A 26,006-nucleotide genomic window follows, 5' to 3' on the forward strand; every position below is an offset into this window, starting at 1 on the left:
CATGTCCCACGCGTACAAGACCCTGATCGGCGCCCTCGTCGGCGCCTGCCTCCTGATCGCCGCTCCCACCCAGGCCATCGCGAAGACGCACATCGCGGTCGGCATCGGCGATCAGAGCCCCGCGATGTTCTCCTCCTCCGCCTGGAAGGCGCTGCATCTGAAGAAGACGCGCTACTTCCTGCCGTGGAACTCGATCCACGACAAGGGCCAGCTCGCGAGCGCCGACGCCTTCGTGAAGGCCGCCCGCCACGCGCACGTGAAGGTCCTCATGCACGTCGGCACCGACAACTACGCCTCCAAGAAGGCGAAGCTGCCGTCCGTCTCGGCGTACAAGAAGGACGTCAAGGCGCTCGTCAGGCGCTACAAGCGGCTCGGCGTCAAGGAGTGGGGCGTGTGGAACGAGGCCAACCACGCCTCGCAGCCGACCTACCGGTCGCCGAAGCGCGCCGCGCAGTACTTCACCGCGATGCGCTCGGTCTGCTCCCACTGCACGATCGTCGCCCTCGACGTCCTCGACCAGAAGGGCGTCGCCACGTACATCAGGAAGTGGTACGCCGCGGTCCCGAAGTCGTCGCGCAAGTACGTGAAGATCGTCGGCATCCACAACTACTCCGACGTGAACCGCAAGCGCTCGAGCGGCACGAAGACGATCATCAACGCCGTCCACAAGGCCGACAGGGTGGACACCGACTTCTGGCTCACCGAGACCGGTGCGCTCGTGTCCTTCGGCCGGTCCTTCCCGTGCTCGGAGTCCCGCGCCAAGAGCCGGATGACGTACATGTTCACGCTCGCGAAGAAGTATCGGAAGGACATCACGCGGCTGTACTCCTACAACTGGCAGGGCACCGACTGCACGAACCGGTTCGACGCCGGCCTCGTGCACCCGGACGGCACCACCCGCCCGAGCTACGACGCGTTCAAGAAGGGCGCGGCGTCGTTCACCCGTTGATGAGGAGTTCGTGAGGAACGGCCGTGGCGGCGCTCCCGCCCGGCTAGCCTCGAGGGACGGCGGTGGACGCTCCGATGTCCGCCGCCGTTCCCGCAACCTTCGCGCCCGGCGCGAGTTTGCATGTCCAGCAGTGCCCTCCGTGGCCACGTGGAAGTCTCCAGCCTCACATCCCGAAGCGCAGCCGGCCTGCGCGGCCCCACCCCGCTGCTGCGGATGGCGGGCGACGAGCGTCTCGTCGCCCTGACCCGTCGCGGCAACCAGGCCGCCTACGAGGCGCTCGTCGCCCGCTACCAGTCGCGGCTGCTCGCGTTCTGCCGGCACATGCTCGGCTCGCGCGAGGACGCGGAGGACGTCCTGCAGGAGGTCTTCGCGGCCGCCTTCAACGCGATGACCGCGGACGACCGCCCGATCAACGTGCGGCCGTGGCTCTACCGGATCGCGCGCAACCGCTCGCTGAACCACCTGCGTCGCCAGTCGGCGATCGGCGTGGACTCGATGGACGTGCACTTCGCCGACCACGGGACGAGCACCGCCGACAAGGTCCACGCCCGCGAGCACTTCCGCGAGCTCATCGGCGACGTGCAGGAGCTCGCCGAGACGCAGAAGACCGCCCTCCTCCTGCGTGAGATCGACGCGCTCTCCTACGAGCAGATCGCCGAGGCGATGGAGACGACGGTGCCCGCGGTGAAGTCGCTCCTCGTCCGCGCACGCGTCTCGCTCGCCGAGGCCGCCGAGGCGCGCCGCCTCTCGTGCGAGGAGGTCCGTGACGAGCTCGGCGAGGTCGCCGAGGGTCTCAAGCGCCGCAGCCCGCCGGTCCGCCGCCACCTGCGCCAGTGCGATCGCTGCCACGCGTTCGACAAGGACCTGCGCACGACGAACCGCGCCCTCGCGGCGATGTTCCCGCTCGGGCCGCTCCTGCTCCTGAAGAAGTTCATCCTCATGCAGGGCGCCGGCCAGGCCGCCGCCGGCTCGGCCGCCGCGGCGGGCACCAGCGCCGCCGCGGGCGCGGGCGCGGGCGGCGCCATGTCGGCCGGGCTTGGCGTCGTCGTGACGAAGACCGCCGCCGGCCTCGCGGCCGCCGCCATCGTCACGGCCGGCGCCGTCGAGGTCGACCACGTCGGCCGCCGCCCGGCCACCGGCGTCGCGCAGGCGCACGCCGCCGCCCACGCCGCCCCGGCCGCGGCCCCCGCCGCCCCGCGCGTCCTCGCGACCACGCCGCAGCCGCTGCAGTCCGCCCGCGAGGCCCAGGCCGTCGTGACGGCCGTCGGTGCGAAGGCGAAGGACGCCGCCGCGGCCGGCGACCTGCTCGCCGCAAAGACGGACCCGCCGCCCGCCGGCCCCCCTCCGGCGACCGAGAGCGTCCTCCCCGCCGTCGCCGCCGCCACGACGCCCACGGGCCTGCCCGCGGTGGGCGTGGCCGCGCCGGACCCCGGGACACCGCTCGCGCCCGCGCAGACCGGCTCGGACACGACGACGCTCCCGTCCCGTGACGGCGTCATGCCGGTCTACACCGCGGCGGTGCCGGCGCCCGCCCCGGCTCCGGCGGCCGCCGCCTCGCCCGCGCCCGCTCCGGCCCCCGCGCCCGGCGTGCCGGTCGCCCCGACCTCCCCCACGCCGCCGGCGCCTGCTCCGGATCCGGCGCCTGCTCCGGCTCCGGCTCCGGCTCCCGCGAGCAGCGATTCGGCGCCCGCGCCCGCGCCCGCGCCGCTGACCCCCGGCGCGCCCGCCGACCCGTCGGCGCCCGCCGGCTCCCCGGCGCCCTAGCCGACTTGGTCCCCGGGCTGCGCGTCCGGCGACGGGCTCAGCAGCAGCACGAGGCGGTCGGCCGTGTACGTCCCGAGGACAAGACACTCGCTCATGAACGGGCCGATCTGCTTCGGCGGGAAGTTCACCACCGCGACGACGAGCCGGCCGACGAGCTCCTCGCGGGCGTAGTTCGTGATCTGCGCCGACGAGCGCCGCTCGCCGATCTCCGCGCCGAAGTCGACACGCAGCTTCCAGGCGGGACGGCGGGCCTCGGGGAAGTCGTCCACCGCGACGACCCGGCCGACGCGCATGTCGACCCGGGCGAACTCGTCCCAGGCGAGGTCGCGGACCGGGCCCGGGTCCGTCACGGTCGCTTGGTCCCGAAGCGCAGCGAGCGCAGCGGGTTGTTCAGGAGCACGTCCGCGCCGACCGACGTGGCGGTCGGCGTCTGCCCCGAGCGCTCGGCGAGGAGCGACAGCTCGAGGCCGGCGCGGCTCTGCGGCTGCCCGGCCGCGGGCGTCGGGGCGATGAAGAAGAGCTTGCCGTAGAGGAGCTTCCCGTCACGGCGCGTCTGGTAGACGAGCTCGTAGCCGATCGTCGACTCGTTCAGCCGGGCACGGCCCTCCCCGCGGTAGGACACCTGCGGGTCGGCGGCCTTCAGCTCGGCGAAGCGCCGGGTCGCAAGCAGCGGGTAGGCCGACGAGATGTCCCCGGTGTACGGCGGCACGGTGAGCGGCTTCACGGCGAACACCTCGTGGGCGCCGCTCGCGCCCGGCAGCGTCCCCTCGAGCCGGAGCAGCTCGCCCGCATGGGGCTTCACCGGGTTGAAGTCACGGCGATGGACGAGGTTGAACGCGACGCCGTCCCCGCGGACGACCTCGGTCTTGAGGGAGCCCGACGTCGCGACGAGATACGCCGCGGCGAGGACGAGCACCGCGCCCACCACCACGACGACGGCGGCGATCCGGCGCCCGCGCGACAGCGCCCGCCAGCGGGGCTCGATGAGCTGCGGCAGGGACGGGCCGAGCTCTTCCCGGACGACGGACACCTCGCGAAGTGTAGGCGGACGCTCGACGAACGGACGATCAAGGCGACCTCGTGCGCCAACGCACGAAGTCGTCCGCCGATAACCGCGTGTAGTGCAGACCCCGACGAATCCCGAGTGAGGTGATCGATCCATGCCGGCCTCCCCGCAGCGCCATCTTGTCCACTACGACGCCACGCGGCGACGGCTCTGGATCGCGGGCCAGCGCTGCCACCACGGCGCGACGGGTGCCCTCCTCGCGGGCGTCGGCGCCGCCGGCCTGCTCGCGTCGCGGCTGCAGCTCGCCGGCACCGTCACCCTCCTCGCGGCGGGCACCGTCCTGATGGCCGACGACTGGCACGACCGCCAGATCTGGTTCGAGCGGGGCTGGCAGAACCAGCCGTAAGCCCGACTGCGTCGGGTTACGGCCGGGAGATGGCCCAGGGGGCCATCTCCCGCCGGCGAGGCGCCGATCGCTGACGGCGTGGGGGTTACCTGGTGTGGTGGCTCTCGCCCGGGGCGAGGACGACGACCTGCGCGAACCCGGCGCCCTCGACGTCGGCCTTGAACGCCTGCGCGTCGGTCTCGATCGGCGGGAAGGTGTCGTAGTGGCAGGGGATGACGACGTCCGCCCCCACGAGCTCGGCGGCGACGACCGCGTCGAAGCGATCCATCGTGTAATGGCCACCGATCGGGACGAGCGCGATGTCGATCTTGCCGCGCTTGCCCGGCAGCGCGAGGTCGCTGAACAGCGCCGTGTCGCCGAGGTGGTAGATGCGCACCCCGCCGATCTCGATGACGAGGCCGCCGGCCGGCGTGACCGTGCCCTTCGGCGTCGTCGAGGTGTGGAAGGCGGGGACGATCCGGGCCGAGCCCCACGGGTACTCGGCGGTGCCGCCGAAGTTCGTGTCGATGACGGTGACGCCCTCCTCGCCGATCTCGCCCGCGATCTCCGTGATCGCCTGGACGCTCGCGCCGGTGCGCTTCGCGATCTCGATCGTGTCGCCGAAGTGGTCCTGGTGCCCGTGCGTGAGCAGGATCGCGTCGGCCGGCACCTCATCGGCGGACGCGGCGCCCTTCGGGTTGCCGGTGAGGAAGGGGTCGATGAGGACGTTGACGTCCCCGTCCGTGAGCAGGAAGCAGGACTGACCGAGGAACTTGATCTCCATGTGCGCTACGTCTCCTGGGGTGGGGTCTGGGGGTTCTGCAGTTCGTGGGCGAGCTGGAAGCCGACGGACGTGCCGATGAGGAGTCCGAGCCGGACCTCCTCGGCGATCAACGTGCGGATCGCGATCACCCGCTGCTCGGGGTCGTCCGTCGCCGCCGCCTGGGCGACCGCGGACTCGTGCGCGCCGCTGAAGTAGCCGCCGTCGAAGAGCGCGTCGTTGAGGATCTTCTGGAGCGCGGGCGCGGCGTGCGTCACGACCTCCTGCGCGTGATCGAGGCGGCCGGGCTCACTGAGCGCGGCGACCGCGGCGTCGACCTGCTCGGCGGTATAGGTCGGTGCGTCGGCCATGGCCGGACCGACTCTACAAATGTGGGGCGGGCGGCCGGTGCCGCCCGGTCAGCGCGGCTTCGCCCGGGCGAGCACGAGGCCCGCGAGGACGCCGGCGACCCCGCCGGTGAGGCCCGCGACGACGCTCGTGAAGTCCGCGACGACCGGGAGCAGCAGGAGCACGCCGGCGATGACCGCGGTGCCGAGGAGGTCGGCCTCGTCGTCGTCCTCCCCCGCGCGGCGCGCGAGCAGGACCGGGACCGCCCAGGCCGCGAGCAGCCCGAGGGCGGCGCCGTTCCCGCCGAGGATGAGCAGGCTCGTGTCGGTCTGGCTCGCCGCGGCGACGCCCCCGATGCCGCAGACCACGAACAGGAGGAGCACGACGACCGGGCCGTGGCGCCGCTCGAGCAGCCAGCCGTAGAGCGCGATCGCCGTGCAGCAGGCGAGCTGGACCCAGCCGTTCTCGTAGAGGAACGGGGTCGTCGCCAGGCGCCACCACTCGCCGCTGACCGGACCGTCGACGGCCACCGAGACGCGGTCGACGACGAAGAGGAGCAGGAAGCCCGCGATCCCGAGGACCGTGAGCGTGATCGTCACGTAGGGGCGCGTCGTCTCGTCCCCGCGGATGCCGGGGATCTCGCCGGTCCGCAGCGGGCCGAGCGTCGGCCGCGGCATCTTGCGCGGCTCCTTGACCCGGGCCTCCCCGCCCTCGCGCTCGATCTTCGGCGCGCGCTTGCGCAGCCGCTGACCGCAGTAGGGGCACTCGGTGATGTACGGGCTGACCTCAGAGCGACAGCTCTTGCACACAACGAAGAGATCGGGCGTTCCGGCCATCCACTGTCGATGATAGGCCCCCGGCCACCCCCGCGCGTTGTCTTTCTCCGGCGGCGGCCCCCGGCGGCGTCCCGCACGGGCGGACGCGTGCAGATCGGGCCCATCGGTCTGCGCCTGCTATCTTTGGGTGTCGCATGTGGCGCCGCTGCATGCCCGAGGTGGCTTTTCCGTCAGACGAAACTCGCCTCCCCCTTATGACGTGGCCCACCGATGCGGCCACAGGAAGCGAAGGTTTTCGTATGACCCCGTCGTTCGCCGATCTCGGTGTGTCCGAGATCGTCTCCACCACCCTGGCCAAGCAGGGCTTCACCGCCCCGTTCGCCATCCAGAACCTCGTCATCGCCGACGTGCTCGCCGGCCGTGACGTCCTCGCGAAGTCGCCCACCGGCTCGGGCAAGACGCTCGCCTTCGGCATCCCGGTCGTCGACCGGATCGAGGCGACCGACCGCCGTCCCTCCGCGCTCGTCCTCGCACCGACCCGCGAGCTCGCCTCGCAGATCGTCGAGGACCTCCGTCCGCTCGCCCACGCCCGGGCGCTGTCGATCTGCGCCGTCTACGGCGGCGTCGGGATCCAGAAGCAGGCGCGTGACGCCGCGAAGTCGCACATCGTCGTCGCGACCCCCGGCCGCCTGGAGGACCTCCTCCAGCGCCGCGCGATCAGCCTCTCGCACGTGAAGGTCCTCGTCCTCGACGAGGCCGACCGCATGCTCGACATGGGCTTCAAGCCCGCCGTCGACCGGATCGTGAACCTCTGCCCGTCGACGCGGCAGACGCTCTTCTTCTCCGCGACGCTCGACGGCGAGGCCGGCCGTGTCGCGAAGGCCTATACGCAGGACGCCGCCCAGCACGAGCACACGCCCGTGGTCGACCCCAAGGTCGCGGCCCGCATCGAGCACCGCTTCCTCTCGGTCGTCCACGAGCACAAGCTCCGCGTCCTGACCGACGAGCTCCGCCGTGAGCGCGACCTCGCGCTCGTCTTCGTCCGGACCAAGCGCGGCGCCGACCGCCTCGTCCAGCGCCTCGTCCGCGAGGGCATCGACGCCGTCGCGATGCACGGCGACAAGACGCAGAAGCAGCGCGAGAAGGCGCTCGCCCGCTTCGAGGCGGGCAACGTCGACGTCCTCGTGGCGACCGACGTCGCCGCGCGCGGCATCGACGTCGCCGGCGTCTCGCACGTCATCAACTTCGACCCGCCGGAGGACCGTGAGGGCTACGTGCACCGCATCGGCCGCACCGGCCGGGCCGGGCGCCGCGGCGTCGGCATCACGTTCGTCATGAGCGACCAGGCCCGCGACGTCGGCGCGATCGCGCACGACCTCGACCTCGCCACCCAGTTCGCGAAGTCCGGCCTGCGCGGCGGCGGCGGCCAGCACGGCGGCCCGGCGCGCTCCGGCGGCTCGGGCGGCGGTGGCGGCGGGTCCAAGCGCCCGGCGCGTCCGAAGTCCCGCTCGGGGAAGGGCCACACTGGTCCGAGCGAGCGCAACAACGGCGCGGGCTCCGGCTCCGGGTCGGGCGGCGGCGGTTTCCGCGGCGGCAGCTTCGGCTCGCAGGGCGGCTCCGGCCGCTCGTCACGCTCGAGCGGCTCCCGCACCGGCGGGCGCTCCAGCAGCCGCTAGCGCCTCCCGCCCGCGCCGAGACCCGGTAAGCGCCCACCAGGTGGGCGCCCGTCGGGTCTCGTCGTCGTTCAGGGCGCGGTGGCGGGCCACGATCTCCGCCCGGACGCGTGGCCTTCCGACGCCGGGCCCTACGGCGCGGTCGCGGCCACGATCTCCGCCCGGACGCGTCGCCTTCCGACGCCGGGCCCTACGGCGCGGTCGCGGCCACGATCTCCGCCCGGACGCGTCGCCTTCCGACGCTGGGCCCTACGGCGCGGTCGCGGCCACGATCTCCGCCATGACCTCCCGCAGGTCCCGGTTCGCCTCGTAGACGACGACCTGGCGCTTGGCTCCGTTGCCACGCTCGATGAGGTCGGTGATGGCGTTCAGGTCGTCGCCGGACCCGAGGTCCTCGGCGTGGCCGCGGAGGCGGTCGCGCAGGCGGCGGGCCAGGGCCCGGGCGGAGACCTTCTCGGCGAGGGGCAGGTCGACGAGCTCGGCGTCCATGCCGTGGCGCGCGGCGAGCCACTTGTTTTCGTCGAGCATCTGCCACTGCACGTCGGCGAGCGGCTGCCCGGAGTCGTAGTGCTCGGCGAGCTCCTTGACCATCGCCTGGATGAGGGCGGCGAGGCCGAGCGTGTGCTCGACGCGGGTCTGCGCGTCGCAGGCGCGGATCTCGACGGTGCCGAAGCGCGGATGCGGGCGCACGTCGTACCAGAGGTACGTGTAGTCCTCCATCACCCCGGAGCGGATCATGAAGTCGATCTCCGAGCAGTAGTGCTGCCAGTCGGCGTAGCGCGGCGGGATGCCGACACGCGGGAAGGCGCGGAAGATCGGCGTGCGGCTCGACATGAGGCCGGTCCCCGCGCCGCGCCAGAACGGGGAGTTCGCGCTGAGGGCCTGGAGGATCGGCACATGGACGCGCATGCCGTTGGCGACGTGGATCGCCTTGTCCGGGTCGTCGACGGCGACGTGGACGTGGAGCCCGAAGATGAGCTCCTGGCGGGCGACGAACCGCAGCGCGTCGATGAGGTCCTGGTACCGGGGACGCGCGACGATGCGCTGGTCCTCCCACATGGCGAACGGGTGCGTGCCGGCCGAGCCGATGAGCAGCCCTTTCGAGGCCGCCGTGTCGCGGACCTGCGCGCGCAGGCGGCGCAGCTGCACCCCGGCCTCGACCGTGTTGCGCGCGGGATGGGTCGCGATCTCGAGCACGGACTCCATGAGCTCGGGCTTGATCTCGCCGTCGGTGGCCGCCTCGAGCAGCGACTCGATCGCGTTGCTGAGGTCGAAGCTCGCGGCGTCCACGATCATCAGCTCCTCCTCGATGCCGATCGTGTAGGCGTCGCGGCCCGCAGAGAACGCGTGGTCCATTGGTGCGCAGCTTATGCCCGGACCCGGCGCCCGTCAGACGCCGTGATCCGAACAGCACTCGGTATCGTCCGACTATGACCACAGCCGAGATGTCCAGTTCGCGCCTCGAGGAGCTCCTCGGCGACGACGCTTCCTCCCTCCTCGACCACCAGTGCACGACGGTCGCCGCCGCCGATCTGCACCTGCCGGGACCCGACTTCATCGACCGGGTGTGGCTCGACTCCGACCGCTCGTCGCAGGTCCTGCGCAACCTGGCTGCGATCCGTGACGCTGGCCGGCTCGGCGGCACCGGCTACGTGTCGATCCTCCCGGTCGATCAGGGCATCGAGCACTCGGGCGCCGCGTCCTTCGCGCCGAACCCCATCTACTTCGACCCCGAGAACATCGTGAAGCTCGCGATCGAGGGCGGCTGCAACGCGGTGGCGTCGACGCTCGGCGTCCTCGGCGCGGTCTCGCGCAAGTACGCGCACAAGATCCCGTTCGTCGTGAAGCTCAACCACAACGAGTCCCTCTCGCTGCCCGAGACGTACGACCAGATCATGTTCTCGTCGGTCCAGCGCGCGTACGACCTCGGCGCCGTCGCCGTCGGCGCGACCATCTACTTCGGGTCGCCCGAGTCCGACCGCCAGATCGTCGAGGTCGCGCGGGCGTTCGAGGAGGCCCACCGTCTCGGCATGGCGACGATCCTCTGGTGCTACCTGCGTAACTCGGGCTTCAAGGTCGACGGCGTCGACTACCACACCGCCGCGGACCTCACGGGTCAGGCGAACCACCTCGGCGTGACGATCGAGGCGGACATCATCAAGCAGAAGCTGCCCGAGCTGAACGGCGGCTTCAACGCGATCAAGGTCGGCAAGACGCACCCGCTCGTGTACGAGAAGCTCACGACGGACCACCCGATCGACCTCACCCGCTACCAGCTCATCAACTGCTACATGGGCCGCGCGGGCCTCATCAACTCCGGCGGCGCGTCGGCCGGCGAGACCGACCTCACCGAGGCCGTCAAGACCGCCGTCATCAACAAGCGCGCGGGCGGCACCGGCCTCATCTCCGGCCGCAAGGCGTTCCAGCGACCGATGGACGAGGGCATCGGCCTGCTGAACGCGATCCAGGACGTCTACCTCAACGAGGCCGTCACCATCGCGTAGGACCTCCCCGCTTCGCGACGGCTTCGTGCCGATTGCGCGACGGCCGTGTGACGCCGGGCGATCTTCGCCTGGCGTTGCTGTTTCATGGCGACGATGAGCACCCGCAGCGCCGTCCTCTGGCTCGCCGTCCTCGGGACCCTCGCGGTGGCCGGCGGACTGCTTGGGGGTGGGTCGGGGTCGGGGTCGGGCGGGGCGTCGGGCTCGAGCGGCAGCACGGCGGACGGGGCGGCAAGCGCCCGCGGCGGCCTCGACGCGGCGGCCGGGGCGACGCTGCGCGCCCGGGTGATCCGCGTCGTGGACGGGGACACCGTGAAGGTCAGCGCGGGCGGCCGCGAGGACACGGTCCGCTACATCGGCATCGACACGCCCGAGTCCGTGAAACCCGACACGCCGGTCCGCTGCTTCGGCAAGGAGGCGAGCGCCCGCAACGAGGAGCTCGTCGACGGGCGGACGGTGCGGCTCGTCGTCGGCGCCGAGGCCCGCGACCGCTACGGGCGCCTGCTCGCCTACGTCTACCCCGACGGCGCCGGCACGTCGGTGAACGAGACGCTCGCCGCCGAGGGCTACGCACGGACGCTCACGATCAGGCCGAACGACCGCTACGCGCCGGTGTTCAGCGCGCGGGTCCGGGCGGCCCAGGCCGCGGGCCGCGGCCTCTGGGGTGCGTGCCGTGACAGCTTCGGATGAACCACGACATCACGTCGCACCAGCCCCGCACGGTCCGGGCCGGCGACATAATCCTCTACGCTTCTGAGGCCGTGGGCGTCCGTCAAAGCCTTCATCAGCTGGAACAGGCCTTCGTCGAGGAGACGCTCGCCGACCGCCAGCGCGCGGAGCGTCTGCAGCGGCAGATCGAGTTGCGGGGCCGCAAGCGCGAGCTCGACAAGGTCCACAAGAAGGGGTCCTTCCGCTTCGTCGTGCTGTGTCTCGTCCTCGTCCTGACCGCCGTCCTCGTAACGGTCGCGATGTTCGAGACGCTGTACTTCGTGATGGGCTGACGGCCGGTCGGCCGACGCCGCGGGACGGCTGGGCTCAGGCCTCGCCGAGCTTCGACAGCGCCTCGTCGACCTCGCCGCGGAAGGTCTTGCCGCCCCCGCTGACGCTGTGCCCGACGCCCCCGCGCTCCTCCTGGATCTCCAAGTAGACCTCCTTGCGGAACACCGGCACGTCGCGCGGCGCCTGGATCCCGATGCGGACCTTCTCACCCATGATCGAGAGGACCGACACCTCGATGTCGTCGCCGATCATGATGCTCTGGTTGGACTTGCGTGTCAGAACGAGCATTGCGGTGAGCTGCCTCTCCCGTGTCCCAGGGCCTCGTGTGCGACCGACGGACGTCTTGTGTGCCTGGCGGGTGCTGCGCCGACGGCGAGCGAACCGCGGACGCCCCTACGCGTCCTCGTCACCGCCGGTCGGCCCTCATGCTGCCAGGTTGTCGCCCGGCGCGCCACCGACGGGCGGGTTTACAGCACATTCGTATAGGGTCGTCGTCGATATGGCCCGTCGTTCTCTGCGTCCCCACCTCAACCAGATCCGCACCTGGGTGCAGCAAGGACGCACCGATGCGTGGATTGCTCACCAGCTGGAGGTGACCGTCCAGCAGATCGATGCGTTCAAGCGCGAGAACGAGCTCGTTCCCGGCGCTTCCGTCGACGGCGGCCCGGCCGCCGATTTCGACGACGAGATCGACCTGCGCGCCCAGGACGACGAGCTCATCGCCGCCGAGCTGGAGCGTGCCGAGGCCGAGCGCCTCGCGAAGGAAGCCGAGGAGGCCGAGCGCCTCGCGGCGGAGGCGGCCGAGCGTGCCGCTCGCGGCGAGGAGGAGCCCGACGACGAGGCTCCCCGCCGTCGCGGCCGTCGCGGCGGGCGTGGACGCGGCCGCAAGAAGTCGACGGGTCCCCTCGAGGGCACCTTCGACCACGGCGACGAGGGCTACGGGCTGTGGCTCGACCCCGAGGTCGCCGACAACCCGATCTACGCCGAGCACTGGGCCGGCCACCGCGCCGTCGTCGTGACCGTCGAGGAGGATCAGATCGTGATCCGCCGCGCCGGGGACGACGCCTCCGACGACGAGGAGTAGCGGCGGGGCGGGCGTCGCCCGCCCGGTCTTCCCGCGTGGCGCACCGGGCGGGGGCCGGCGCTGGGCAGTTCGTCCGCCTTCGCAGCCACGCTGCCGGCGCTTACGGCGGCGGAGACGGCGGATGGGCGTCGCCGGAGAGGTTCGTCGCCGGCGTGCTACTCGATGTGTCCATGTGACATTCTGCGTCTCACACCGGCTGCCCGGGCGGGATAGCGCGCCGATCAGGCGTCGTCGGTCTCGAGCTCGATGCGACGACCGCCCGCGAAGTCCTGGGCCTCGCGGACGTAGCGGTAGAAGGTCGCGTCGGCGACGATGCGCTCATCCCACGCCCACGGTGCGCCCGGGGCGGTGGCGACCGCCATGTCGAGGCACCAGCTCGTCCCCCGGTCGTAGAGCTCGACGAGCTCGTCGGTCGTGAAGGTGCCGCCGAGGCGGCGGCGCAGCTCCGCGAGAAGGACCTCGCAGACGCGGTCGACGGCGATGCGCTTGGCCCCCTCGACGCGGCCGAGGAGGTCGTCGCCGGCGCGCCATTGCTGGTAGGCGAGGTCGAAGCTGCTCACGGCGCCCGACGGTAGCAAGCGCGCCGCCCGGCGCGGCCGGCCTACGGGCCCTTGGGCAGCCCGCGCACGACGAACGGCCGCTCGCCGGGGCGCACCATGCCGAGCCGGCGCGCCTCCTTCTCGAGCGTCCCCTTCGACTTCAGCGCGGCGCGACGACCGCGGAGGCGGGCGTTCTCGTGCTCGAGGCGGACGACCTCGTTGTGGCGCGCGGCGGCCTCGTGGCGCGTGGCCCAGTAGGAGTGCAGCGGGCCGATGAAGAGGCCGACGATCCCGATGAGGACGAGCAGCAGTGCGGTCCGTCCCACCCGGTCCCAGCGGATGCCCCGGCCGGCCTGGGCCGCGCGGGCGCCGGCGGCGCTTCGGCCGGGCGGGGAGCGGACGGGCCGCACCGGCGGACGCGTCGTCCGCGGTCCCGGGGGCGGGACGTGCGGGGTGGAGCGTCGAGGGGCGGCGGCCATCCGCTTGCCATTCGGCCTGCCGTCCCCGTCTCCTCCCCCGTCTCGGCGGATGCACCACCCCACCCGCCCCGACGCCGTCCATTTCCCGCGAGCAGAGTCGGGGGAAATGGACGGGCTCACCTTCAGGGTCTGCACGACGTCCATTTCCTACGAGCAGAGTCGGGGGAATGGACGGGCTCACCTTCGGGGCCTGCGCGACGTCCATTTCCCGCGACCAGGCTCGGGGGAAATGGACGGGCTCACGTTTGGGGGGTGCTCAGGAGCGGAAGATCGAGCGCCCCGGGTAGCTCGCCGCGCCGCCGAGCGCCTCCTCGATGCGCAGGAGCTGGTTGTACTTCGCGACGCGGTCCGAGCGGGACGGGGCGCCGGTCTTGATCTGGCCGCAGCCGGTGGCGACGGCGAGGTCGGCGATCGTGACGTCCTCGGTCTCGCCCGAGCGGTGGGACATGACCGACGTGTATCCGGCCTCGGTCGCCATGCGGATCGCCTCGAGCGTCTCGGTGAGCGTCCCGATCTGGTTGACCTTGATGAGGATCGAGTTGGCCGTGGCCGCGTCGATGCCGCGCTTCAGACGGGCCGGGTTCGTGACGAAGAGGTCGTCGCCGACGAGCTGGATGCGGTCGCCGAGCTTGTCGGTGAGGAGCTTCCAGCCGTCCCAGTCCTCTTCGTCCATGCCGTCCTCGATCGAGAGGATCGGGTACTTGCCGCACATCTCGGCCCAGTAGTCGGCCATCTCGGCGGACGTGAGCTTGCGGCCCTCGTGCTGGAGGTCGTACAGCCCGTCGTCGCCGTAGATCTCGCTCGTCGCCGGGTCGAGCGCGATCGCGACGTCGGTGCCCGGCGTGTAGCCGGCCGCCTCGATGCCCGCGACGAGGACCTGCAGCGCCTCCTCGTTGGACCCGAGGTTCGGGGCGAAGCCGCCCTCGTCGCCGACCGACGTGGCGAGGCCGTCGTCGTGCAGCGTCTTCTTCAGCGCGTGGAAGACCTCCGCGCCCATCCGCAGCCCCTCGGTGAAGGACGGCGCGCCGCACGGGATGATCATGAACTCCTGGAAGTCGACGCTGTTGTCCGCGTGGGAGCCGCCGTTGAGGACGTTCATCATCGGGACGGGCAGGACGCCGGCGTCCGCGCCGCCGAGGTGGCGCCAGAGCGGCTGCCCGGCCTCGGCCGCCGCCGCGTGGGCCAGCGCGAGCGAGACGCCGAGGATCGCGTTCGCGCCGAGGCGGGACTTGTTCGGCGTGCCGTCGAGGTCGATGAGCGCGTTGTCGAGCCCGGCCTGGTCGGACGCGTCGCGGCCCGCGATGGCCTCCGCGATCTCGCCGTTGACGTTCGCGACCGCCTTCGTCACGCCCTTGCCGAGGTAGGCGCTGCCGCCGTCGCGCAGCTCGGTCGCCTCGAACTCGCCGGTCGAGGCACCGGACGGGACGGCCGCGCGCCCGAGGGCGCCGGAGTCCAGCGTCAGCTCGACCTCGACGGTCGGGTTGCCCCGCGAGTCGAGGATCTGGCGGGCGTGGACGGACTTGATCGTGCTCATCGGGTGGTGACCCCTTCTCGGTGTTCGGGTGATCGGCGGGCGGACGGCTCAGGGCCGCTCGGCGCCGTCCTGCAGCATGGTGCGGGCGTAGAGCTGGAGCTTCTGCTCCTCGGTGAGCTCGGCCCAGGTCAGCCCCTCGGCGACGGCCAGCGCCTCGGCGGCCTCGACGCCGCCGCGGTAGCGCGTGGCGGACGCGCGGAGCGACAGCTCCGGGTCGACCTTGAGCTTGCGCGCGATGTCGACGACGGCGAAGAGCAGGTCCCCGACCGCGGTGAACGCCGCGTCGCGGTCGGAGTCGACGGCGCGCAGCGTCGTGAGGGCGGTCTCGGCGACGTCGTAGGGGACGCTGTGCACGTCGAGCCCCGCCGTGGCGGCGCGGCGCTGGACCTTGCGGGCGTACAGCGGCCCGGGGAGGTTCTCGGGGACCTCGCCGAAGATGCCCGGCTCGCGGCCGGCCTCCGTCTGCTTGATCGCGTCCCAGTTGCGCAGGACCTCGCCGGCGGACTGCACCTCGACGTCCCCGAAGATGTGGGGGTGGCGGCTGATGAGCTTCTGCCGCACGTGCTCGGCGACGTCGGCGAGCGAACCCGCCCCGCGCTCTTCGAGCAGCAGCGACAGGAAATGGACCTGGAAGAGGACGTCCCCGAGCTCGTCGAGGAGCTTGCCGTCGTCGCCCGCGTTCGCGGCGTCCGCGAGCTCGTAGGCCTCCTCGAGCGTGTGCGGGACGATCGAGCGTTCGTCCTGCTCGCGGTCCCACGGGCACTCGACCCGCAGGCGGCGCGTCAGCTCGTCGAGCGCCTGGACGGCGGCGCCTGCGTTTTCCGCGCTCACCGACCGCAGAGTACCGGCGCGGGCCGCCACACGGCGGCCCGCGCGCAGCGGCTTACGGGGTCGTCGTCGTGGTCGGCGGCGCCGTCTGCACGGGCGGCGTCGTCGTCTGCGGCGTCGCGGTCGTCGCGGCGGTCGACGTCGTCTTCGTCTTCGGCGCGTTCTTGCAGTCCTGCGTCACGTACCCGTCGCGGCACTCCGTCTTGCCCTTCCACTTCTTGCGGAAGTTCTTGACGAACGTGTCGAGGGCGGTCTGCTGGTTCTGCGAGGCGAGCAGCTGCTTGATCGTCGGCGTCGCGTCCTTCAGCGACTGCTGCGTCTTCGGCGTGATCTTCTGGACCTTGAAGATGTAGTACCCGAAGTTCGTCTTGATCGGGCCGACGAGCTTGCCCTTCGGCGCGGCGAACACCGCGTCGTCGAGCGCCTTCTCCTGCTGGCCCTTGGCGACCGCGAGCAGGACTCCGCCCTGGCTCTTGGAGGCCTGGTCGACCGAGAGCGCCTTCGCGACCTTCCCGAAGCTCTCCCCCGACTTCACGCGGGCGAGCGCCTTCTGGGCGTCCGCGGCGGTCTTCGTGAGGATGATCCGCAGGTCACGGCGCTCGGGCTGCGCGAAGCGGGCCTTGTTCTTGTTGTAGTAGGCCGCGATCTGCGCGGGCGTGACGGTGTCCTTGCCCTTCGTGATCTTCGTGCGCAGCTTGTTGGAGAGCGTGTCGAGCTTCACGCGGAAGAGCAGGTCGTTGAGCGTCATGCCGGACGAGGCGAGGAACTTCTGGAAGTCCGTCTCCTTGGGGAACGACTGCTTCTTCGTCGTCTGGAACTGCTTCTGGACCTCCTTGTCGGTGACCTTGACGCCCTGGTCGGCCGCCTCACCGGAGATCCACTCGGAGGAGATGAGGAACTGCAGCACCTGGTCGCGCAGCTGCTCGTACTCGGTCTTGCACTGAGTCTTGAACTGCGTGACGGTCTGCTCGGGCTGGCCCTTGGCCGGCTTCGGCGCGGTCTTCTTCTTGTTCGCGATGCAGGCCGTGAACTTCGGCGGATCCGGGATCGTCACCTTCGGCTTGCGGCCCTGGGCCGCCGCCGTCGGGTCCGACGCGCCCTGCGAGGAGATCGCGGCGATCTGGAGCCAGTGGGCGAAGGTCGTCTTCTTGATCGTCGAGTCGCCGACCTTGACGACGGCATCACCGGGGATGCCCCCACCTCCGCAGGCGGCCAGGGTGAGCGTGACCACAAAAAAGGCGCACAGCGCCGAGAACGAACGAGTTTTGCTCATGTCCCTCGGGATGGTACGGATTCAGGCACCCAGACGTGTAACCGCAAGCAGCACATCCGCGGCGTGCACCACCGCGGGGAAGCGTTTGGCGGGGTCCTTGTCGACCTTGACCGACAGCTGGCTGCGCCCCGGCTCGTAGAGACACCCCGGAAGCTGGTCCTTCAGGGCCGCGACCTGATCCCCCTCGAGGTCGACCGGCGTGACCGACAGCCGGTCCTGCTTGAAGGAGACCGCGCGCACCCCGGCCTGGCCGAGCTTGATGCGGGCCTGCTGCAGCTGGATGAGGTGGTCGACGGGCTCGGGCACGGGGCCGAAGCGGTCCTCGAGCTCCTCGTGGAGCGCCCCGAGGTCGGCGAGGTCGCGCGCCCCCGCGATCCGGCGGTGGGTGTCGATCTTCGCCTGCTCGTACGGGATGTAGTCGGCGGGGACGTAGGCGTCGACGTTGACGTCCATGCGCACCGGCTCGCCCTCGTCGTCGCCCTCCTCCGGGGGCCCGGCGGCGGCGACGGCCTCGTCGAGCATCGCCATGTAGAGCTCGAAGCCGAGCGCCGCGACGTGGCCGGACTGCTCGTCGCCGAGGAGGTTGCCCGCCCCGCGCAGCTCGAGGTCGCGCATCGCGATCTTGAAGCCGGAACCGAGCTCGGTGTAGTCGCTCAGCGCCGTGAGACGCTTCATCGCGTCCTCGGTGAGGGCCGCGTGCGACGGGTAGACGAGGTACGCGTACGCACGCTCGCGAGAGCGGCCGACGCGCCCGCGGATCTGGTAGAGCTGGCTCAGGCCGAAGAGATCGGAGCGCTCGACGACGAGCGTGTTCGCGGTCGGGACGTCGATGCCGGACTCGATGATCGACGTCGCGATGAGGACGTCCGCCTCGCCGCGCAGGAACGTGAGCATGCGCTGCTCGAGGACCGACTCCTCCATCTGCCCGTGGGCGACGACGAACTCGAGCCCCGGGCACAGCCCGCGCAGGCGCTCGGCCGTCTCGTCGATCGACTCGACGCGGTTGTGGAGGAAGAACGCCTGCCCGCCGCGGGCCTTCTCGCGCTCGAGCGCCTGCTTGATGAGCGGTTCGTCGTACTCGCCGACGTACGTCTTCACCGGACGCCGGCCCTCGGGCGGCGTCTCGATGACGCTGATGTCGCGCAGGCCGGCGAGGGACATCTGCAGCGTCCGGGGGATCGGCGTCGCCGACATCGCGATGACGTCGACCTTGAGCTTCAGCTGGCGCAGCAGCTCCTTCTGCTTCACGCCGAAGCGCTGCTCCTCGTCGACGATGAGCAGCCCGAGGTCGTGCGGGCGCATGTCCTTGCCGAGCAGGCGGTGCGTCCCGATGAGGATGTCGACCCTGCCGTCGTTGAAGGCGGTGATCGCCTCGCGCTGCTCGGCCGCGGTGCGGAAGCGGGAGACGTGCGCGATCGTGAACGGGTAGTCCTTCAGCCGCTCGGAGAACGTCCCGAAGTGCTGCTGCGCGAGGATCGTCGTCGGGGCGAGGACGAGGACCTGCTTGCCGTCGTCGGCGGCCTTGAACGCGGCGCGCAGCGCGACCTCCGTCTTGCCGTAGCCCACGTCGCCGCACACGAGGCGGTCCATCGGGCGGGCGGACTCCATGTCGGCCTTGACCTGGTCGATCGCCTCGCGCTGGTCGGCGGTCTCCTGGTGCGGGAAGCGGGCCTCGAACTCGCGCAGCCAGTCGGAGTCCTCCGGGAAGGAGTGCCCGACGCGGCGGCGGCGCTCGGCGTAGAGGTTGATGAGCTCGCCGGCGAGGTCGGACGCGGCCTTGCGCGCCCGCGACTTCATCGTCTCCCACGACTTGCCGCCGAGCTTGGAGAGCGGCGGGTGGCTGCCGCCGGCGCCGACGTAGCGGCTGATCTTCGCCAGCTGGTCGACCGGCATGAAGACGCGGTCGGTGCCCGCGAACTCGAGCTCGAGGTAGTCGCGGGTGACGCCGGCGACGGTCTTCGTCTCGAAGCCCGCGAAGCGCGCGAGGCCGTGGTCCTCGTGGACGATGATGTCGCCCGTGCGCAGGTCGGCGAACGAGCGCAGCGCCCCGCGGCGGCGCTGGCGGACCGACTGCCCGCCCGTGCGCTCGGTCCGCTTGCGGCGGAAGAGGCGGTGCTCCGGGAGGACGGCGAGGTTGAGCCCGGCGGCGATGAAGCCGTCGCGGAGCGTCGCCTCGGAGAAGTTCAGCGCGGCCTCGGAGTACGGCGCGTCCTTCGGCCCGATGTGGTCGCCCTGACCGAACCAGCGCGCCTTCAGGCGGGCGAGGTTGTAGGCGGCGCGCTCGCCCTCGCCGCGGCGCGGCCAGGTGACGAACGTGCGGTAGCCGGAGCGGACGAGCTTCTCGAGCTCGGGCTCCGCCTCCTTCAGGCTGCGGGCGGCGAGCTCGGCCGACTGCGCGCGGAACTCCATGTCCTGCCCGGAGTCCAGCGACGACAGCGAGATCTGCGTGCGCTCGTTCAGCCCGGCGCGGATCGCGTCGGGGCTGACGTAGAGCGAGTGGGCGTCGGTGTCGTGGAAGGCGGCCGTGACGTCCTGCCAGTGGTCGGCGAGCGCGGGCTCGATCTCCTCCTCGGCGGCGACGAGGACCGCGGCGTCGGCCGGCGCGAGGTCGAGGAAGGCGTGGAAGCGGTCGACCGGGAGGAGCTGGGCGACGTCGGGGCGCTCGTCGTCCTCGGCGAGGACGAGCGCCTGCTCGGCCGCCTCGCGGTGCTGCGGGGCGAGCTCGGCCGCCGGCGCGATGTCGACCCGCTGCGCGTCGCCGAGCGAGCGCTGGGTGAAGGTCGAGAACCAGCGCAGCGACTCGATCTCGATGTCGAAGAGGTCGACGCGGAGCGCGTGGTCCTCCGTGGCGGGGAAGACGTCCAGGATGCCGCCGCGGATCGCGAACTGCCCGCGGTCGTCGACCTGGTCCACGCGCTCGTACCCACAGGCGACGAGCTCGAGCGCGCACTCCTCGAGGTCCAGCAGCTCGCCGACGGCGAGCGTGAAGCCGTGCGGGCGCAGCGCCGGGTCCGGGATCTTCTCGCTCAGCGCGACGGCGGAGACGACGACGACCGGCGGCTCCTCGTCGACCGACGCGTCCCCCGCCGCGACGAGGGCGTCCAGCGCCGCGATGCGCAGGCCGGTGAGGTGCGGCGGCGGCGCGAGGTGCGACTCGTACGTGACGCCGCGACTCGGGTAGAAGCGGACGGGCCGCGGCGCGAGCCACGTGCGCAGGTCGACGGCGAGGTCACGGGCCTGGCGGTCGTCGCCCGCGACGACGATCGCCGGGCGCCCCGCCGCGAGCGCGCCGTCGACGCCGTCCAGCAGTGCCGCGACGAGGTACGGGCGCATCGTCTGGGAGACGAACGCGCGGCCGCCCTCGGTGGCGAGGCGGACGCCGTCGGGGCTGTCGGCGAGATGGGCGAGGAGCGGGCGGAGGGTCATCGGGACACGCAGAGCGACCGCGCAGGAGCGCGGCCGGGGCTGTGCAGTGTACGAAGACCGGTCGGCGCGGGACCGACCGTCCGCGCCCTCCGAGTGCCGAAACCCGTTCGCAGCCCGACTGGGGGACGAAAAACGGGTCTCGGCGCGTCAGGCGGCGGTGGCGTCGAGGTTCAGGCGCACGTAGTCGATCGTCACGACGCCCTCAGGGTCCCTCGCGGCGAGGACGTCGGCCACGTCGCGGACGTAGGCCTCGTGGAGGTCCGCCGGGAGGCGCTCCAGGTGGGAGCCGAGCACGATCGTCCGCAGGTACTCGAGCGGCTCGGGGGGCCGGGCGGGGCGGGTCAGGAGGCTCGTGCGCACGTCGGTGAAGCCGGCGGCACGCAGGCGGCGCTCGGCGTCCTCGGGCGTCGAGAAGTGCCACGGCCCCTGCCAGCCCCGGAGGTGCGCGGCGTACGGGTCGCGCTCCCCCACCGCCGCCGCGGCCTCGTGGACGCCCGCGACGTTGCCGACGCCGCCGCACTGGGCGACGAGGCGGCCGCCGGGCTCGAGCACGCGGCGGAGCGCGGCGAACAGCGCGTCGTGGTCCGCGATCCAGTGGAACGTCGCGGTCGAGAGGACGGCGTCGACGGTCCGGCCGCCGAGGTCGAGCTCCGTGAGGTCCTGCACGAGCAGCTCGGTGCCGGCGGGCAGGCGCTCGGCGGCGACGGCGATCATGTCCGCCGAGCCGTCCACGCCGATGACCCGGCCGCGCGGCAGCCGCGCGAGGAGCAGCTCGGTGACCCGGCCGCTGCCGCACCCCGCGTCGAGGACCGTCTCGTCGCCGGCCAGCGCGAGCCGGTCGAGGACCTCCCGTCCGAGCTGCTCCATGAAGTCCGAGATGCGGTCGTAGCTGCGGCCGTCCCATTCGCGTGCAGGGCTCATGGCCCGTACGTTATCACGTACATACGTATGTGATCCAAGCGTCCGCGGGAATGAATGAAGATTCGAGGTGTCGTGGACACCCTGAACCTGCATTCACCTTCTGGTGGGGCAGCAGGGCGGCGGGGCGGCCGTGCGGCGGCGGGCCCTGCGCCAGGCGGCAACGTCCGTCCGCCGTCTTTGCCGCCGTAGACGCCTGCGCCCCGCCCGCCTCCCGGCCGCGTGCCGGCGTTCGGCGCAGCAGCGGGCGGCGGCGGTCAGCGCCGCCGCCGCAGCAGCACCAGCAGCAGGCCGAGGACGCCGAACATCGCGCCGACCTTCACCGGCTCGCGCCTGAGGCGGTCCCCCAGCGCGCCGAGCATGATCGCCGTGCCCGAGACCGGCGCCGCGGCGGGCGGCGGCGTGGCGGCGGCGGGCCGCGCGGGCCGCGGCGGCGGCTGCGGGGCCGAGCCGGTGGCGGCGCCCGCCGCGCCGAGGCCCGGGGCGGCGTCGGCGTCCGCCGCCGCCGCGACCTCCTCCGGCGTCGCGCCGGCGCCCTCGGGCGGGGCGCCCGCGGCGACCGCCGCGCCCTCGGCCGCGAGCTGCGCCTGGAGGTTCGCGGCGAACTCACGCAGCAGGCGGTTCGCGACGTCCTGCACCATGCCGCCGCGACCGAAGCGCGCGAGGCGGCCGGTGATCGCGAAGTCGGTCACGACGTCGACGCGCGTCTCGCCGTCCTTCTCGCCCGCGTGCACGCTCGACACGATCGACGCCGTCGCCCCGCCCTGCCCGCGCTTGTCGGTCCCCCGGGCGTCCATCGTCGCGACCTTCTGCTCCGCGTCGACGTCCTTCATCTTCAGGACGCCGGAGTAGGCGGCGGTCGTCGGGCCGAGCTTCACCTTGAACTCGCCCTTGTAGCTCCCGTCCTCCTCGCGGCCGGTGACGGCGGCGCCGGGCAGGCACGGCGCGACGCGCTCGACGTCGATGAGGGCTTCCCACACGGTCTCGGGTGAGGCCGCGACGGTGAAGGTCTGCTCGAGGTTCATTCGGTGATCGCCTCCAGGGCGTTGAGGTCGTTCGGGGTGTCGATGTCGGTCGGGTCACAGAGGTGCCCGGCTTCGACGAGCGTGACGCGTGCGTCGCGCAAGAGGTCGCGGGCGCCGGTGTCCCCGCGCAGCTCGGGGATCCGCCGCAGCAGCGCGCGGCCGAGGGCGACGGGATGGCCGGGGATCCCCGCGTAGCTCGCCCGGACGGCGTCGACGTCCGGACCGGCGCCGACCGCCTCGTCCATGACCATCGCGATGACCTGGGGCGTGATGCGGGGCTGGTCGGCGAGCAGGACGAGCGCGACCTCCGTCGCGGGCGACAGCGCGGCGACGCCGGCGCGCAGCGAGGCGGACATGCCGTCCGCCCACTCGGTGCAGTGGACGATCCGCGCCGGGCCGAGGTCCACCGCCCCGGTGATCGCGTCCGCGCGCGCGCCGAGCACGACGACGATGTCCTCGATCGCCGGGACGGCCAGGGCGTGCTCGACGACGTGCTCGAGGAGCGTCCGCCCGTCGAGGCGCGCGAGCTGCTTCGCGCCACCGAAGCGGCTGCCGTCGCCGGCCGCGAGGATGATCGCGGCGACGCTCATCGCTCCGCCGACGCGGGCGCCGGCGGCAGGACCTCGTGGATCCGCGCGGCGGTCGAGTCGCGCAGGCGGCCGCCCTCCCGGCCGCGCCGGACCGCCACGAGCTCGGCCATGACCGAGAGCGCGGTCTCGTAAGCCGTCAGGGCGCCGAGGTCGAGGCCGACCGGGCCGCTCAGCCGGGCGAGGTCGGCGTCGCCGAAGCCGAGCTCGACCATGCGCGCGCGCCGGTCCGCCTGCATCTTGTGGGAGCCCATGACGCCGATGTACGCCGCGTCCGAGCGCAGCGCGACCTCGAGCGCCGCGTCGTCGATCTTCGGGTCGTGCGTGAGGACGACGATCGACGTCGCGGCATCGATCCCGCCGAGCTCCTCGATCGCCTTCGCGGGCCAGGCGGCGACGACGCGCTCGGCGTGCGGGAAGCGCTGCGGCGTGGCGAAGAAGCCGCGCGGGTCGGCGACGAACGAGCGCCAGCCGCCGATCGACGCGAGCTGCGCGAGCGCGGCGGCGAGATCGATCGCACCGATGATGATGAGCCGCGGTGGCGGGGCGGTGACGTCGACGAAGAGCGGGATGCCGCCGGCGTCCAGGCGCTGGCTGCGCTCGGCCCACATGAGCGTCGCGGCGAGCGCGGCGGCGGCGTCCTCGGCCGCGGGGGCGCCGAGCGAGCCGCGGCGCGTGCCGTCCTCCCCCACGAGCATCCGGCGGCCGTCGTCCAGCCGCGTGACGAGCGCGCCGCGCCCGCCCTCGCGCGTGAGCTGCTGGAAGGCGTCGGTCTCCTCCCCCTCGGGCCGGTCGACCCAGACGGTGATCTCGCCGCCGCAGGGCAGGCCGACCGCCCACGCCTCCTCGTCGGCGACGCCGAACTCGAGGAGCTGCGGGGGCCCGCCCGCGAGGACCTCCTCGGCGACCTGGATGACCGCGCCCTCGACGCAGCCGCCGCTCACCATCCCGCTGACGCCCCCGTCGACGGTGATCGCCATCTTCGCCCCGGGCGGGCGCGGGGCGGAGCGCTTGACCGCGACGACGGTGGCGACGGCCGCGGGCCGGCCGGCGGCGCGCCACTCGTCGAGCTGCTCGATGACGTCCTTCATGGGGTGAGACCTCGGTGCATCGTCGGAGCCGTCGCCCGTGGCACCTCGCCGCGCGGGCCGTCGAGGCCCTCGGCGAGGAGCTCGGCGAGCTCGGAGAGGGAGCGGAGCGAGTGCCCCGCCAGGAAGTGGTCGGTGTGCGGCAGCGCGGCGGCCATGCCGCGGGCGAGCGGCTCGTACCCGGGCGACGCCTTCAGCGGGTTCAGCCAGATGACGCGGTGGGCCGAGCGGCGCAGGCGCGCGAGCTCCGCGGCGAGGACGTCTGGGTCACCCCGGTCCCACCCGTCGGAGAGGATGACGACGACGGCGCCACGCCCGAGCCGCCGCCCGTACGTGCGCTGCAGCGTCCCGAGCGCCGCTCCGATGCGGGTCCCGCCCGACCAGTCGACGACGGCGTCCGCCGCCCGGGCGAGCGCGGCGTCGGGGTCACGGCCGTGGAGCTCCCGCGTGAGCTCGGTCAGGCGCGTCCCGAAGGCGAAGACCTGGACCCGCGGACGGGCCGCCGCGGCCGCCTGGGCGTACTGCAGGAGCATCCGCGCGTACGGCGCCATCGAGCCGGAGACGTCGACGAGGAGGACGAGCGGGCGCGGCACCGGCAGCGGCGCGCGGCGGACGAGGCGCACCGGCTCGCCGCCGGTGCGCAGCGACGCGCGAAGCGTCCCGGGCACGTCGGGCCGGCCGTGCTCGCGGCGCGGCGCGACGCGCGTGCGGCGGCCGAGGCGCGTCGGACCGCGGCGGGCGAGCTGCTGCAGGACACCGCGGGCGAGCGCGCGGTCGCGGTCGGAGTACGCGGCGAAGTCCTTGTCGTGGAGGAGCTCGACGTCGCTCGCCGCGGCGGGAACGGGCACCGGGTCCAGGTCAGCGGGCAGCTCGTGGCGGTCGGGATCGCCGAAGCGCGGCAGCGCGAGCGTCGCGCCGGCGCCGAGGTCGACCGCCGGCTCGGGCGCCGGGCGGTCGGCGGCCGCGGCGCCGAAGACCTCCGTGAACGCCTCGTCGAAGGGGGCGAGGTCGGGGCGCCGCGAGGTGAAGACCGCCCGCAGGGCGCGGCGGCTCTCCGCGCGAGAGCCCGCGTCGACCGCGGTGAGCGCCCGGGCGGCGAGGACGACCTCCCCCGGGCCGGCGGTGACGTCACGGGCGCGCAGCGCCGCGGCGAGGGCGACGAGGCGGACGGCGACGACGTCACCGGGCGCGGCGGGCCCGGGCCCCGGGTCAGCCACCGGCGAGCACCCCCAGCGCCCGCACGCGCTCCTGGTCCTCGCGGACCTTCAGCACCGCGCCGAGGGCGTCGTCGAGCCGCGCGCCGTCCCCGAGGGCGGTCAGGGCCCGCGCCCAGGCGACGGTCTCCCCCACGCCGGGCTGCTTGTAGAGCTCCTGCTCGCGCAGGCGGGCGACGGCGGCCACGACCCGCTCGGCGACGTCGTCGGTGACCCCCGGCGCGCGGACGCGGAGGATCGCGAGCTCCCGCACCGGGTCGGGGTAGTCGATCCACTGGTAGAGGCAGCGGCGCTTCAGCGCGTCGTGGAGCTCGCGCGTGCGGTTCGAGGTGAGGATGACGAGCGGGCGCTGCGCCGCGGTCACCGTGCCGAGCTCCGGGATCGTCACGGCGAAGTCGCTCAGGAGCTCGAGGAGGAAGGCCTCGAAGGCGTCGTCGGCGCGGTCGATCTCGTCGATGAGCAGGACCGTCGGACCCTCCGCGCGCAGCGCCCGCAGCAGCGGCCGCTCGAGGAGGAAGCGCTCGCACCACAGGTCCACGTCGGCCTCGCCCGAGCCGAGTTCGGCCGCGCGCAGCGCGAGCAGCTGCCGCGGGTGGTCCCAGTCGTAGAGCGCCTGATGGACGTCGATCCCCTCGTGGCACTGCAGGCGCACGAGGGCAGCGCCGGTCGCCGCGGCGATCGCGCGCGCGACCTCGGTCTTGCCGACGCCGGCCTCCCCCTCGAGGAGCAGCGGCAGCCCGAGGTCCTGCGCGAGGAAGACGGCCGTCGCGAGGTCCGGGCCGGCCAGGTACCCCTGGCCGGCGAGGGCCTCACGGACGCCATCGCTGTTCGTCAGCACCGGTCCACGTCA

27 protein-coding genes are annotated in these 26,006 nt (G+C 72.9%); 8 read left to right on the top strand and 19 right to left on the bottom strand.

The features are described from left to right. Position 1 precedes the first annotated feature (1 nt). Positions 2 to 949 carry a hypothetical protein gene (locus tag NBH00_RS18875; RefSeq protein WP_254570125.1) on the top strand — a complete coding sequence of 316 codons (948 nt, stop codon included), beginning with the start codon at positions 2 to 4 and terminating at the stop codon, positions 947 to 949. Between the two features lie 147 nt (positions 950 to 1,096). Further along, a complete protein-coding gene (locus tag NBH00_RS18880; protein WP_254570126.1) occupies positions 1,097 to 2,713 on the top strand; it encodes an RNA polymerase sigma factor in 1,617 nt (538 codons plus the stop codon). On the opposite strand, the gene NBH00_RS18885 is transcribed toward NBH00_RS18880, so the two are convergent. Together NBH00_RS18885 and NBH00_RS18890 are read right to left on the bottom strand one after the other, a co-directional pair. Further along, positions 2,710 to 3,006, bottom strand: coding sequence for a tRNA-binding protein (locus NBH00_RS18885; RefSeq protein WP_437126623.1), 297 nt, complete (start codon positions 3,004 to 3,006; stop codon positions 2,710 to 2,712). The genes NBH00_RS18880 and NBH00_RS18885 overlap by 4 nt on opposite strands. 53 nt (positions 3,007 to 3,059) lie before the next feature. Next, positions 3,060 to 3,743, bottom strand: coding sequence for a hypothetical protein (locus tag NBH00_RS18890; protein ID WP_254570128.1), 684 nt, complete (start codon positions 3,741 to 3,743; stop codon positions 3,060 to 3,062). A 130-nt stretch (positions 3,744 to 3,873) separates the two neighbouring features. On the opposite strand from NBH00_RS18890, the gene NBH00_RS18895 reads away from it, so the two are divergent. Further along, complete coding sequence (locus NBH00_RS18895; RefSeq protein ID WP_254570129.1) at positions 3,874 to 4,125, top strand: hypothetical protein; 252 nt, start codon at positions 3,874 to 3,876, stop codon at positions 4,123 to 4,125. An 85-nt stretch (positions 4,126 to 4,210) separates the two neighbouring features. Here the strand turns inward: NBH00_RS18895 and NBH00_RS18900 are convergent, their stop codons facing one another. Genes NBH00_RS18900 through NBH00_RS18910 form a run of 3 tightly spaced genes read right to left on the bottom strand, consistent with a single transcriptional unit; the run spans position 4,211 to position 6,048 of the window. After that, complete coding sequence (locus tag NBH00_RS18900; protein WP_254570130.1) at positions 4,211 to 4,888, bottom strand: metal-dependent hydrolase; 678 nt, start codon at positions 4,886 to 4,888, stop codon at positions 4,211 to 4,213. Between the two features lie 5 nt (positions 4,889 to 4,893). Continuing rightward, positions 4,894 to 5,235, bottom strand: coding sequence for a hypothetical protein (locus NBH00_RS18905; protein WP_254570131.1), 342 nt, complete (start codon positions 5,233 to 5,235; stop codon positions 4,894 to 4,896). 48 nt (positions 5,236 to 5,283) lie between these two features. Next, positions 5,284 to 6,048 carry a rhomboid family intramembrane serine protease gene (locus NBH00_RS18910; RefSeq protein ID WP_254570132.1) on the bottom strand — a complete coding sequence of 255 codons (765 nt, stop codon included), beginning with the start codon at positions 6,046 to 6,048 and terminating at the stop codon, positions 5,284 to 5,286. A gap of 239 nt (positions 6,049 to 6,287) precedes the next feature. On the opposite strand from NBH00_RS18910, the gene NBH00_RS18915 reads away from it, so the two are divergent. Continuing rightward, positions 6,288 to 7,664 carry a DEAD/DEAH box helicase gene (locus NBH00_RS18915; protein ID WP_254570133.1) on the top strand — a complete coding sequence of 459 codons (1,377 nt, stop codon included), beginning with the start codon at positions 6,288 to 6,290 and terminating at the stop codon, positions 7,662 to 7,664. A 246-nt stretch (positions 7,665 to 7,910) separates the two neighbouring features. On the opposite strand, the gene NBH00_RS18920 is transcribed toward NBH00_RS18915, so the two are convergent. Continuing rightward, complete coding sequence (locus NBH00_RS18920; protein WP_254570134.1) at positions 7,911 to 9,017, bottom strand: carboxylate-amine ligase; 1,107 nt, start codon at positions 9,015 to 9,017, stop codon at positions 7,911 to 7,913. Between the two features lie 74 nt (positions 9,018 to 9,091). Here NBH00_RS18920 and NBH00_RS18925 point away from each other — a divergent pair, with 74 nt between their 5' ends. The 3 genes from NBH00_RS18925 to NBH00_RS18935 all read left to right on the top strand — a co-directional run bounded on the left by NBH00_RS18925 (position 9,092) and on the right by NBH00_RS18935 (position 11,163). After that, positions 9,092 to 10,165: a class I fructose-bisphosphate aldolase gene (locus tag NBH00_RS18925; protein WP_254570135.1), complete on the top strand. Its 1,074-nt coding sequence runs from the start codon at positions 9,092 to 9,094 to the stop codon at positions 10,163 to 10,165. Positions 10,166 to 10,258: 93 nt separating this feature from the next. Further along, a complete protein-coding gene (locus NBH00_RS18930; RefSeq protein WP_254570136.1) occupies positions 10,259 to 10,852 on the top strand; it encodes a thermonuclease family protein in 594 nt (197 codons plus the stop codon). 71 nt (positions 10,853 to 10,923) lie between these two features. Further along, complete coding sequence (locus tag NBH00_RS18935; protein ID WP_254570137.1) at positions 10,924 to 11,163, top strand: hypothetical protein; 240 nt, start codon at positions 10,924 to 10,926, stop codon at positions 11,161 to 11,163. A 34-nt stretch (positions 11,164 to 11,197) separates the two neighbouring features. On the opposite strand, the gene csrA is transcribed toward NBH00_RS18935, so the two are convergent. Further along, on the bottom strand, positions 11,198 to 11,449 hold the full coding sequence (gene csrA / locus NBH00_RS18940; RefSeq protein WP_254570138.1) for a carbon storage regulator CsrA: 252 nt from the start codon (positions 11,447 to 11,449) through the stop codon (positions 11,198 to 11,200). Positions 11,450 to 11,660: 211 nt separating this feature from the next. Between csrA and NBH00_RS18945 the strand changes: the two genes are divergently transcribed. Then, on the top strand, positions 11,661 to 12,245 hold the full coding sequence (locus tag NBH00_RS18945; RefSeq protein ID WP_254570139.1) for a hypothetical protein: 585 nt from the start codon (positions 11,661 to 11,663) through the stop codon (positions 12,243 to 12,245). 221 nt (positions 12,246 to 12,466) lie between these two features. On the opposite strand, the gene NBH00_RS18950 is transcribed toward NBH00_RS18945, so the two are convergent. The 12 genes from NBH00_RS18950 to NBH00_RS19005 all read right to left on the bottom strand — a co-directional run bounded on the left by NBH00_RS18950 (position 12,467) and on the right by NBH00_RS19005 (position 25,994). Continuing rightward, a complete protein-coding gene (locus NBH00_RS18950) occupies positions 12,467 to 12,805 on the bottom strand; it encodes a hypothetical protein (RefSeq protein ID WP_254570140.1) in 339 nt (112 codons plus the stop codon). Between the two features lie 41 nt (positions 12,806 to 12,846). Then, positions 12,847 to 13,110 carry an FtsB family cell division protein gene (locus NBH00_RS18955; protein WP_254570141.1) on the bottom strand — a complete coding sequence of 88 codons (264 nt, stop codon included), beginning with the start codon at positions 13,108 to 13,110 and terminating at the stop codon, positions 12,847 to 12,849. A gap of 409 nt (positions 13,111 to 13,519) precedes the next feature. Then, complete coding sequence (gene eno / locus NBH00_RS18960) at positions 13,520 to 14,797, bottom strand: phosphopyruvate hydratase (protein WP_254570142.1); 1,278 nt, start codon at positions 14,795 to 14,797, stop codon at positions 13,520 to 13,522. Between the two features lie 48 nt (positions 14,798 to 14,845). Continuing rightward, positions 14,846 to 15,628 carry a MazG family protein gene (locus NBH00_RS18965; protein WP_254570143.1) on the bottom strand — a complete coding sequence of 261 codons (783 nt, stop codon included), beginning with the start codon at positions 15,626 to 15,628 and terminating at the stop codon, positions 14,846 to 14,848. Between the two features lie 52 nt (positions 15,629 to 15,680). Continuing rightward, a complete protein-coding gene (locus NBH00_RS18970; RefSeq protein ID WP_254570144.1) occupies positions 15,681 to 16,898 on the bottom strand; it encodes a peptidylprolyl isomerase in 1,218 nt (405 codons plus the stop codon). A 21-nt stretch (positions 16,899 to 16,919) separates the two neighbouring features. Beyond that, the gene (gene mfd, locus NBH00_RS18975) at positions 16,920 to 20,324 is read right to left on the bottom strand and encodes a transcription-repair coupling factor (protein ID WP_254570145.1); all 3,405 of its coding nucleotides are present in this window, start codon (positions 20,322 to 20,324) and stop codon (positions 16,920 to 16,922) included. Between the two features lie 147 nt (positions 20,325 to 20,471). Continuing rightward, positions 20,472 to 21,245 (bottom strand): class I SAM-dependent methyltransferase, encoded by a 774-nt coding sequence (locus NBH00_RS18980; protein ID WP_254570146.1) that lies wholly within the window; start codon positions 21,243 to 21,245, stop codon positions 20,472 to 20,474. Positions 21,246 to 21,499: 254 nt separating this feature from the next. After that, positions 21,500 to 22,267 (bottom strand): SRPBCC family protein, encoded by a 768-nt coding sequence (locus NBH00_RS18985; RefSeq protein ID WP_254570147.1) that lies wholly within the window; start codon positions 22,265 to 22,267, stop codon positions 21,500 to 21,502. After that, positions 22,264 to 22,857 carry a nucleotidyltransferase family protein gene (locus NBH00_RS18990; RefSeq protein ID WP_254570148.1) on the bottom strand — a complete coding sequence of 198 codons (594 nt, stop codon included), beginning with the start codon at positions 22,855 to 22,857 and terminating at the stop codon, positions 22,264 to 22,266. Before NBH00_RS18990 ends, NBH00_RS18985 begins: the two co-directional genes overlap by 4 nt. Further along, the gene (locus tag NBH00_RS18995) at positions 22,854 to 23,945 is read right to left on the bottom strand and encodes an XdhC family protein (RefSeq protein ID WP_254570149.1); all 1,092 of its coding nucleotides are present in this window, start codon (positions 23,943 to 23,945) and stop codon (positions 22,854 to 22,856) included. Before NBH00_RS18995 ends, NBH00_RS18990 begins: the two co-directional genes overlap by 4 nt. Beyond that, entirely contained in the window at positions 23,942 to 25,159 is a 1,218-nt protein-coding gene (locus tag NBH00_RS19000) for a vWA domain-containing protein (protein WP_254570150.1), read from the bottom strand. The genes NBH00_RS18995 and NBH00_RS19000 overlap by 4 nt, the downstream gene beginning before the upstream one ends. Beyond that, complete coding sequence (locus tag NBH00_RS19005) at positions 25,152 to 25,994, bottom strand: AAA family ATPase (protein ID WP_254570151.1); 843 nt, start codon at positions 25,992 to 25,994, stop codon at positions 25,152 to 25,154. The genes NBH00_RS19000 and NBH00_RS19005 overlap by 8 nt, the downstream gene beginning before the upstream one ends. Positions 25,995 to 26,006 lie beyond the last annotated feature (12 nt).

This window comes from Paraconexibacter antarcticus (assembly GCF_024220175.1).
Taxonomy (GTDB): Bacteria; Actinomycetota; Thermoleophilia; order Solirubrobacterales; family Solirubrobacteraceae; genus Paraconexibacter; species Paraconexibacter antarcticus.